At 61.4% G+C, this 11,324-nt stretch carries 3 protein-coding genes; all 3 read left to right on the top strand.

The window, feature by feature from the left end; genetic code table 11:
* Positions 1-95 precede the first annotated feature (95 nt).
* The 3 genes from K1177_RS07915 (at position 96) to K1177_RS07905 (ending at position 11,317) form a co-directional block, all read left to right on the top strand.
* Positions 96-9,173, top strand: coding sequence for a hypothetical protein (locus K1177_RS07915; protein ID WP_224702738.1), 9,078 nt, complete (start codon positions 96-98; stop codon positions 9,171-9,173).
* Positions 9,174-9,630: 457 nt separating this feature from the next.
* The gene (locus K1177_RS07910) at positions 9,631-10,221 is read left to right on the top strand and encodes a sugar transferase (RefSeq protein WP_224702737.1); all 591 of its coding nucleotides are present in this window, start codon (positions 9,631-9,633) and stop codon (positions 10,219-10,221) included.
* 148 nt (positions 10,222-10,369) lie between these two features.
* A complete protein-coding gene (locus tag K1177_RS07905) occupies positions 10,370-11,317 on the top strand; it encodes a UDP-glucuronic acid decarboxylase family protein (RefSeq protein WP_224702736.1) in 948 nt (315 codons plus the stop codon).
* Positions 11,318-11,324 lie beyond the last annotated feature (7 nt).

Genomic DNA, 11,324 nt, shown 5'->3' with positions numbered 1-11,324 from the left:
GGCGGTAAAAATCCGTAGTCAGGGGGGAGGCGGATGGTGTTCAGTCCTGCGTGCTCCCCCTGCGACAGTCATTTTCAGCTGGGGTGTAAATCGCGATGAGTAACGAAATCAGTCGTTTCGAGCAGGATTTTGAGGTCGACGCAGGTGGCTGGGTCGGCCCGGTTAGCGTTGTGACCACCGATCCGTCAGGCGCGGCGTCCGGCTCGAACTACGCAATCGTTGAAGAAGGCGCGTTTACGCGCTTCGGCAGCTACTCGAGCGAGTTCGCCGGCGGCTACACGACCCGCATCGCGATCTACATCGACGTCAACTGGGTCGACGGCCAGGGCTTTGACTATTCGGTGGCTTCGAGCACGCAGAATGCCGAGCTGGCTTCCAGTGCCGGTGGTTTCCGCCGCGACTTCATCTTCCACGCGACCAAGGATGCGTCCGGGGCGGTGCTCATCAACGCCTCCAACAACGCCGGCTCCGGTCCGCGTGGCGACCTGGCAGCGCTGTCCGACACGGCTAGCATCACCGCCAGCGGCTGGTACACTTTCGAGCAAACCTTCCGCGACAATGGCGATGGCACGCTTGCCGTGGACTTCAAGGTGCTGGATGGCAGCTCGACGCCGTTGTTTGAGAAGACCCTGAACCAGGCCAGCGACGTGCTGGACACTGTTGTTGGTGGCAACCGCTATGGCTGGTTCGTCAACAACACGGTCACCGACGGCCTCAAGATCGACAGCGTGAGCCTGTATGAAAACGAAGGCTATGGCACGCCTGCCAACGACACCATCGTGGGCTCGGCCGCTGATGAGACCTTCTACTCGTCCGCCGGCAACGACGTGATCGACGGCCAGGGCGGCAGCGACACCTATGACGCCTCTGCCGCGGGCGAAGGCGTGACCGTCGACCTCGACACCAACCCGTTCGATGGCGTTGTGGCCGGTGACGGCTTTGCCGTGGGTGGCAGCAGCGTCGGCCTGGACGGCCTGACCAGCATCGAAAACGTGCGCGGTTCCAGCTTCAACGACGTCATCAATGGCAGTGCAGGCGACAACATTTTCTATGCCTCCGCCGGCACCGACATCATCAATGGCGATGGCAGCACGCCCGGTAACGGTCCCAATGGCGACACGTTCGACGCCAGCGCAGCGACGACCAATGTGACCATCAACCTGGCCGGCCAGACCGCGACTGGTTTTGGCGGCACCAGCACGATCAAGAACATCGAGAACGCCGTTGGCGGCTCGGGCAATGACACGATCACGGGCTCGTCTGCGAACAATACCCTGACCGGTAATGCTGGTTCGGATACCTTTGTCGCCACGGCCGGCACGGACCACATCGATGGTGGCGCCGATGCTGACACTGTCTCGTTCACGGGCAGCTCCGCCGATTACACGATCACCTGGGATGGTGAGACGGCCATCGTCACCGACAAGGCCAACCCGGCCAATGTGACGACGATCGTCAATGCCGGCACGCTGACCTTTGCTGGTGGCCAGAAGGTGCTGCTGGTCGGCGAGAACGGCGAGTTCCCGACGATCCAGTCGGGCGTGACTGCGGCTGCCAATGGCGATATCGTCCTGGTGGCAAGCGGCTCCTACACTGAATCGGTGACGATCACCGACCGCGCGATCACCATCGAGGGCCAGGGCGTCGTTGACGTTCATGGCCAGTTCTCGGTCAGCGACGTCATGAACGCTGGTGACGTGCTCAAGTTCGTCAACCTCAATATCGATGCCAGCGGCAACACCTATGGCATCACCGTGCGCGCCAGCGCGACCGACGTTCCCGGCGTCAATGCCGGCACGGTCGTTCTGGATGGCGTGGACATTGCCAATGCCAACGGCCAGGGCCTGTTCTACGCCCATCCGTCCAATGGCTCGACGCCAGCCAACACCAACACCATCGGCGCGTTCGTCATCGAAGACTCGAGCTTCACCGACAACGGCCAGCTGCATAGCGGTGCCAAGGGCAAGGGCCACATCAACCTGTTTGGCTTCAACGGCGATCTGACGATCACCGATACCACCTTCAGCAGCCCCACCGACGGGCTGACCATGCCGGTCTTCGGCAATGGCGGCACCGCGGCTGGCACGGAAGTGTATCCGCACAAGGCCATTTCGGTCAGCGGCGTTCGCTCGGGTACGCCCGGCGTCGGCGGCTACCAGAATTCGGGCAGCTTCACCTTCACCAATGTCACCGTCTCTGGCACCTATGGTTCGGATGCCGTGTCGGTCTATGACATGCAGAGCTTTGCCACCAATCCTGTCCTCGACATCGACTTCGTCAACGCCAGCGCCCCGTGGGGCCTGGTCAACTTCGATGGCACGGGTGGTACCGTCGATTTCTCGACCATCACTGGCGAGAATGCTTCGGGGCCGATCACCACGCCGCAGGGCCTGGCAACCAATGACGTCTTTACCGGCACGTCCGGTGTGGATGTGTTCCAGGGCCGCGCCGGTGATGACACGCTGACCGGCAATGGCGGCGCCGACCACTTCTATGGCGGCCAGGGTGCTGACACCATGACCGGTGGTGCTGATGCCGACAGCTTCTACTACTCCAGCGGCCTGGAAATGTCCGGTGACGTGGTGGATGGCGGCGACGGCGCCGACCAGATCATCTTTGCGCCCAGCGCCCCGGACGATACGTTGACGATCGGCAACACGGTCGAGAACGTCGAGGCCGTGTTCATCACCGGCGGCACCAATGGCAATGTGGATGCAAGCGCGGCGTCGCAGCTGACCAACGGCCTGTCGATCACGGGCGACGCCAGCAACAACACCATCACCGGTACTGACTACAACGACAGCATCTTTGGCGGCGGCGGCGACGACGACCTGCTCGGCGGCGCTGGCGACGATAGCTTTGTTACCGGCAGCGGCACCAACCAGGTCGATGGCGGCACCGGCACGGACACCGTGTTCTACTCGGCGCCTGCCGAGCTGGTCTCGAACCTGAGCAACTGGAGCAACGGCCAGGACACGCTGCAGAACGTTGAAATCGTTGACGACGGCGCCACTGTTTACCGGCTCGTCGGCCACGGCGGCTATGCCAGCATCCAGGCTGCAATCGACGCTGCCGATGCCGGCGACGTGGTGATGATCGCTCAGGGCACCTATGCCGAGAACCTGGTGATCGACAAGGCCATTACCCTGATCGGTGCAGGCGAAGTGCATCTGACTGCGGTGAGCGGCGCTGCCATCAGCTTTGATGCTGTGGGCGGTGACGTCACGATCACCAACATCGACATTTCGGGCACGGGCAACACTGCCATCCTGGTCGATGACGGTGACGACATTGGCACGCTGAACATTTCGGGAAGCTCCATCTCGGGCTTCTCGCAGTACGGTCTGGCCGTGTTCGGCGACAATGTGGCTGCCATTGCCATGGCCGATACCGATCTGTCGGGCGCCGGCTACCTGGTCAAGTTGTATGACTTCACCGGCGATGCCAGCTTCACCGATGTCTCGGCGACCGGTACAGGCGCTGCTGGTGCGTTCGAGCTGATCGGCACGCCCAACAATGAACTGGCCAACAGCACGCCGATTGGCACGGTGAGCTTTGACAATGTCACCGTGGACGGTTCGTTCACCAAGGCACCGGTTGCTGTCTACAACTACGCCGACGCCGATGGCCTGAGCGTAGACAATCTCGACGTTTCTGCTGCTTCGGCCGGTCCGAACTGGCCCACGATCAACATCGACGGCATTGCCGGCAATCTCGATGCGTCCGGCTTCACCATCGTGTCGTCGCCCGCACAGGTTATCGCCCTGCAGGGTGACAAGGCCGCCCAGACGACCCATGAGAACACCATCTCCGGTACGTCTGGCGCCGACCTGATCATCGGCCATGGCGGCAATGACGTCATGGAAGGCAATGATGGCAATGACGTCTTCTGGGGCAGCAATGTTGCCGATGCCAATATCGGCGCCGGCAACGACACCATGGTCGGTGGCGCGGGCCTGGATACCGCCGTCTATTCCGAGACGCTCAGCGTTGGTGAGTTCTCGGTTGACGTGAATGGCAACTGGGTGCTGACCTCGTCGGGTGCTGGCGCAGACAGCCTGAAGCTCGAAGTTGTCGAGCATGCTGGCGGCCGCTACCTGCTCGTCGGTGGCGAGGGCGGCTATGCCGACCTGCAGACCGCGATCAATGCATCGCAGACTGGCGATGTGATCCTGGTCACCGGTACCCACAGCGGCAATGTGAACGTCAATGTGGCCGGTATCTCCATCGTCGGGGTGGGTGATGCTGTCATTCAGGGCACGTTCAATGCCGACAACGGCATCACGGGCTCGACCGCTGACTTCTTCCAGGACGCGACAAGCTACAGCAATGCGTCCGGCTCGGGCCTGGTGCTGAGCGCGGACAATGTCACGATCTCCGGCCTGGCCATTGCCGGGTTCCACTACGCCATCAACCTTGGCAACGGCATCGAAGATGTCACCATTGCCAATGTCGATATCTCTGACTCCGTGGTGGGCATCAACAAGGGCACGGCTGCGGTCGTGACCGGCCTGGACATCACCGGCGGCAGCATTGTTGACAGCTACATCGGCATCAACTTCGCCAAGGCCACCGGCACCGGCGGCATGGCCACCGATGTTGTCATCGACGGTACCCATTTCGAGCACCTGACCGAAAAGGGCATCTACGTCGAAACCTTCGACCAGAGCACGATCAAGAACGTGGTCATGGACGATGTCGGCACCTTCGGGCGTGGCTATGCCTTTGCATCGAAGAACCCGGCGACCGGCTTTACCCAGGTGGGCGAGTTCGGCAACGGTATCGACATCAACCTCAAGTACGGCGCCTACTCGGGCATTGTCATTGAAGGCTTCGACATGAACAATGTCGGCGCCAGCAATGGTCCCGATACCGTCGTGGACGACTTTGGCGGCGCCATCAGCATTAAGGTGCGCGATGATGGCAGCTACGGCGGCAGCAATGCGGCCACCTACACTGGCTCGGTGATTGTCCAGAACGGTACCATTGACGATACGTCGACCGGTATCCGCGCTGGCGAGCCCGGCAAGTCCATCGGCGGCCCCGCTGTCGAGGTTACCGGCGTCACCATCACCGGCGCGACTGTTGCCGATATCGACAATGTCACGCAATCGACCATGACGGTCACTGCGGGCGCCGAGAACGACTTCGTGGCGGCTCCGACCAGCACGGGCAGCATCACCTTCGTGGGTGATGCCGATGCCAACATCTTCGTTGGCGGCAGCGGCCGCGACACCTTCACCGGTGGCGACGGCGCCGATGACATCACCGGCGGTGCCGGTGTGGATACGGCCGTCTATGCCGATGCGGTCACCATCGTTGCCACGGCTGCTGGTGGCTGGACAGTGTCGTCCGCCTCCGAAGGTACCGACACCATCTCGGGTGTCGAGATCATCGAGGACCAGGCCAGTGGCACCCGTACGCTGCTGGTCGGCGGCGGTGGCTTTGCCACCCTGGCCGATGCACTTGTGGCTGCTGTCGACGGCGATATCATCATGCTGTCGGTCGGCACCCACACCGGTGACGCAACCATCAGCAAGCAGGTCACCATTATCGGTGCCAACGCCGGCGTTGGTGGTACGGACAGCCGCGGTGGCGAATCTGTCATCGACGGCAAGGTCACCATCTCGGCGGCCGGCGCTGTCGTCATCGATGGCGTCAAGTTCCTGCACGACCAGACGGGCAGCTACGCCCTGGGCATGACCTCCTCGGGCCACACCGTGACCAACTCTGTGTTCGAGAGCACGGTCTACGGCGGCACTACCAGCGCGGACTTTGCGATCTTTGTCGGCCCGATGGCCGGCGGCACTGTCACGATCACGGACAACCTGATCACGGCTGGCGAAAACCAGGCCTATGGCAAGTACAGCACAGCTGCCTGGCGCTCCGGCGTTTGGTCCGATGGTGGCGGGGTGGAGACGATCATCACCGGCAACACGTTCGAGAACACCCGTACGGCTGCCAACCTTGACTCCTTCGTCAACACTGACAGCGACGTCTCGGGCAATACCATCGTCAACGCCGGCACCGGCTTTGCCTTCGGCCTGGCCGCAACGGGTATCGACAGCGTTGGCCCCAACACCTTCGAGGGCGTCGACACCGAGTTCAATACCCGCAACCTGACGGCTCCCGTGACGCTGGATGTTTCGGATGATGTGGTGACCAATACGCCCACCGACGAGTATCTCTTCGTCGACGGTAGCCTTACAGCCGCTGACACCATCATCGGCACGTCCGGCAAGGACTATATCGCGGGCAACGGCGGTGACGACGTCGTCACCGGTGGCGCTGGCGACGACACCATCGTTGGCGGGGCCGGCGTGGACAAGGCAATCTACAATGCCGACATCACCATCGCCGACATCACCAGCGGTTCTGGCAGCTTCACCGTCAATGGCGGGGTTGATGGCACCGACACCGTCTCGGGTGTGGAAATCATCCAGGGCACTTCGGGCAGCATCCTGCTGGTCGGAAATGGTGGCTTTGCCTCGCTGGCTGCAGCTGTGGCCTACGCTCAGGCCGGTGACACCATCGTGCTTGGCGACGGTTCGATCGGCAGCGGTGACGTCATCATCGGCGCAAGCCTGGCTGGCCTGAAGATCATCGGCGCAGGCCATGGCGCAGATGCCAGCGGCATTGACCCGTCGGTCGTTGCAGGCAGCACCTACACCGGGCGCATCATTGTCCAGGCGGACAATGTGGTCATCGACGGTCTGCGTATTGCGCAGGGCGGTAATGGTGGCCCGCATGATGCGGCAGGCATTGTGGTGTCGGGCAGCAATGTCAGCATTTCCAACAGCGTGTTCTACCGCGCTGGCGGGCTGACTGACGGCTACCGCGCCATCGTGACCGACATCGGCACCGGGACCGGGCTCACTGTCACCAACAGTGCCTTCACCGGCTGGTCGACTGGCATCTATGTCAACGGAACCAATGACCTGACGTTCACGGGCAATAGCTTAGTGGGCAACAATGTCGGTATTTCGCTCGACACCTACGCTTCTCTGGTGTCTGCAGATGTCTCGGCTAACACCTTCGACAATGCGGTGGAGAACATCGGCATCGGCGCTTCCGCTGCCAGCTTCGACGCCAACACGCTGGTCGGGGCCAACAGCTTCGCTGGCTCGGCAACGGCGGTGGGCATCTATGCCCTGGGCGCCGGCGCACAGGCGATCATCGGTACGGCCAATGATGACCTGATCGAGGGCAGCCTGAACGGCTTCGCGCAGACGGTCACGGCCGGTCTGGGCGACGACACCATCTCGCTGGGGGCCGGTGCCGATGTGGTCATCTACAACCTGGGTGACGGCAACGACACGATCAACGGTGGGGCGGACAACGACCTGCTCGACATCCGCGCGAGCGGTGCGACGGGCGCCACCACGGCGACGATCACCAATGCCTCCGTGGCCATCAATGCGGCTACCCTGGCAATAAGCGGTGTGGAAGACGTCAAGCTGGTGCTCGGGGCAGGGGCGTTCGCCGACGTGGTTGATGCGTCAGCCTTCAATGCTGGCAAGCTCGACCTGACCCTGGGTGGCGGTGACGACACCTATGTCGCCGCCAATGGTACCGGCCATACCGTCAATGCCGGCGCCGGCACCAAGGATCTGATCGATCTCAGTGCCATCTCGAGCGGGGTGACGCTGAACCTGGCTTCGGGTTCGATGACGGGCGTGGGCTTCTCGCAGACCATAACCGGTTTCGAGAATATCCGCGGCTCCGCCTTGGCCGACGCGCTTTACGGCAACAGCGCCGCCAACACGTTCTTTGCCACACTCGGCAATGACCTGATCAATGGCGGCGCCGGCGTCGACACCTATGATGCCTCTGGCATCGCGGTGGGCATGAACATCGATCTGAGCGGCATTGCCTCTTCGATCCTGTTCACCCAGACGCTGACCAGTATCGAAAACGCCATCGGTACGGCCCAGGACGACTACATGTATGGCAACGGCCTGGCCAATACGCTCAGTGGCGGTGGCGGCAATGACCAGCTCTTTGGCGGTGCCGGCAATGACACGCTGATCGGCGGCGACGGCATCGACACCGCCGTGTTCCAGGGCAACCGCTCGCAATACCTGATCAACTACGCTGCTGGCACAATCACCGGTGTGGATGGCACTGATACGTTCTCGGGCATCGAGCAGTTCCAGTTCGATGACATGCTGCTCTCGGCATCGACCGATGGCGACTTCAACGGGAACTTCAAGGCCGACATCCTGCTGGTCGACAACATCAATGTGGATCCGACCCGCGGCGCTCCGCTTGAGCTGCGGGACGGCGGTACGCCAGGCACCTCGATCGATATCGGTCATACCTTCGGCAATACGTTGCTGGGTCTGGGCGACTTCAATGGGGACGGCAAGACCGATATCCTGCAGAAGACGGCGAGCGGCTGGCACTCCTTCCGCAGTGGCGGCGAGACCAATGTGAATATTGGTAGCGTTGGCAACCGCAGCGTGGTGGCCGTTGGTGACTTCAACGGCGATGGCAAGGATGACGTGCTTCTCAAGTCCCCGACGGACTACCTGTCGATGCTTGAGAGCGCTCAGACCAACCTCAACATCGGGTCCATCTCGGGCAAGACCGTGCTGGGGATTGGCGATCTGAACGGCGATGGTCGCGATGACATCCTGTTCAAGTCGACGTCAAACAGCTTCCTGTCCTATCTGTCGGTGACCGACAGCGGGCTGCAGAGCACCGATCTTGGTGTGCAGTCGGGCCGTTCGCTGATCGGCATTGCTGATGTGAACGGAGACGGTGTCGACGAGCTGGTGTTCCAGAATGCCAATGGTTGGGTCAGCTATCTCAATGGCAGCAGCATCGGCTACCAGACCAACCGGTCGCTGGTCGGTGTCGGCGACTTCAATGGTGATGGCAAGGACGATCTGCTGTTCCAGAGCAACAGCAATGGCTTCCTGAACTTCTTCTCGGCGGGCCAGTCCAACGTCAACGTTGGCCTGTACACCGGGCAGCAGGTGGTCGGGATCGGCGACTATGATGGCGACGGCCGTGATGACATCCTGCTCAAGGATACTGCGACCGACGTTGTCAGCTACCTGTCCCATGGCAGTGCATCGGCACAGGTTGTGGTCGGCGATATTACCGGCCTCGACATCGTGTTCCAGGACAACGGCCTGGGCATCAGCGACGATATGTTGCTCGCCTAAGCCTATTAACGAATATAGGGGTCCGCACATTGTGCGGGCCCCTTTCTGCTTTCTGGACAGTCTAAGCATGCGTTCGTTGCAGACCAACTTTGCATCTCATGCTTGCTTGACTGAGGTAAATCGGCCCGAATGCCGCAGAATTCCGGGGCTGGCAGTTCGAACCGATCGTTCCATTTACCTTTCCGCCTAACCATCGGGCCATTTGGTCGGTGCTGGGCAGATGACACCCGACATGCATTGTGGCAGTGTTAATGAATAGTTAAGTTGGATCTGTGAGGGCGCCGTGGACCTGCAGCTAGCTGATAGTAATGTCTCGTATAAGTTGGCTTCGGATCAGCCGTCCGCGGCTGTTTCCGAGGTATCGGCCTACTACGCATCTCCCGCACCCCGCGCCTTGGCCAGTGGCCTGGCGTATTCTGTCGAGGGTGCTGCACCCGTGCGTCCGGTGTCACTGGTCGTGAAGCGCGCTCTGGACATTGCCTTGTCTGGTCTGGCGCTTGTGGCGCTGATGCCGTTGCTGGTCATGGTGGCGATCGCCGTCAAAGTGACCAGCCCGGGCCCTGTCCTGTTCGTGCAGCAGCGGCCGGGTCTGCACGGGAAGCTGTTCCCCATGTTCAAGTTCCGCACCATGTACAACCATCTTGGTGACCGGTCGGGACTGCAGCAGACCGTCAAGAACGACCAGCGCATCACCAAGATCGGTGCCTTTCTGCGCAAGACGTCGATCGATGAACTGCCCCAGCTGATCAATATTCTGCTCGGCCACATGTCGATCGTCGGTCCGCGCCCGCATCCCGTACGGATGCTGGCTGGCGGTGTGGACTATCAGGATCTGGTTCCCTACTACGCCAAGCGCTGGGAGATGCGTCCGGGCCTGTCCGGCTGGGCCCAGGTCAATGGCCTTCGTGGGCCGACCGATCGTGCCGAAGTTGCCGTGGCGCGCATTGACCACGATCTGGCCTATATCCAGAACTTCTCCATCCTGCTCGACATCAAGATTATCGTTGCCACTCTCTGGCGCGAATTTGTCGGCGGATCGGGCTTCTAGCCCATCGTCTGGAAAACCGCGCGCCTTTCAGCTATGGCTGGGGGGCGGTAGACAAGAGTTGCCGCGCTTTTGTGTGTGATCTGCGTACCCAAGTTCTGGCGGGTCCTGCCTGCGAGGCCGCTTGGTCTGCGCCTGGAAGGTGAGTTCGATGGGTAAGCGCGTTCTGATTACCGGCGGGGCAGGGTTTATCGGGTCCCATCTCAGCCGGCGGTTGCTGGCCGAGGGACACGAAGTCCTGTGTGTCGACAATTTCTTCACTGGCTCGCGCGACAACATCATCGACCTTCTCGACGATCGGCGCTTTGAGCTGCTGCGCCACGATGTGACGTTTCCGCTCTATGTCGAAGTTGACCAGATCTACAATCTGGCTTGCCCGGCGTCGCCCGTGCACTATCAGTTCGATCCCGTGCAGACCACCAAGACCAGCGTGATGGGCGCCATCAACATGCTGGGTCTGGCCAAGCGCTTGCGCGTGCCGATCCTGCAGGCCTCGACCTCGGAGGTCTATGGCGATCCCGAGGTACACCCGCAGGAAGAATCCTACTGGGGGCACGTCAACACCATCGGGCCGCGTTCCTGCTATGACGAAGGCAAGCGTTGCGCCGAAACGCTGTTCTTCGACTATCACCGCCAGCACAAGCTGCAGATCAAGGTGATCCGCATTTTCAACACCTATGGACCGAACATGCACCCGGCCGATGGGCGTGTGGTGTCCAATTTCGTGGTTCAGGCGCTGCGCGGCGAAGATATCACCATCTATGGTGACGGCAGCCAGACCCGTTCGTTCTGCTATGTGTCCGATCTGGTCGATGCCATGACCCGCATGATGGGCACCGATGCGTCGGTGACCGGGCCCATCAATACCGGCAATCCCAATGAATTCACCATCAAGCAGCTTGCCGAGTTGGTGGTTGAGCTCGTCAACTCCGGCTCCAAGGTGGTCTATCGCGATCTGCCGGTGGATGATCCCAAGCAGCGCCGTCCCGATATCACGCGGGCGCGCAAGGTGCTCGACTGGGAGCCCACGGTACAGCTGCGCGAGGGCCTGCGCCTGACCATTGATTATTTTGACCAGCTTCTGGCCAAGTCGGCCTGATCAGAGC

This window comes from Devosia aquimaris (genome assembly GCF_020169335.1).
Lineage (GTDB): Bacteria > Pseudomonadota > Alphaproteobacteria > Rhizobiales > Devosiaceae > Devosia > Devosia aquimaris.
This window is presented reverse-complemented; position numbering and strand designations above follow the sequence as displayed.

Excerpts from the sequence above, each read along its gene's own strand:
- K1177_RS07905 (WP_224702736.1), top strand. The coding sequence starts at position 10,370 with ATGGGTAAGCGCGTTCTGATTACCGGCGGGGCAGGGTTTATCGGGTCC.
- K1177_RS07915 (WP_224702738.1), top strand. The coding sequence starts at position 96 with ATGAGTAACGAAATCAGTCGTTTCGAGCAGGATTTTGAGGTCGACGCA.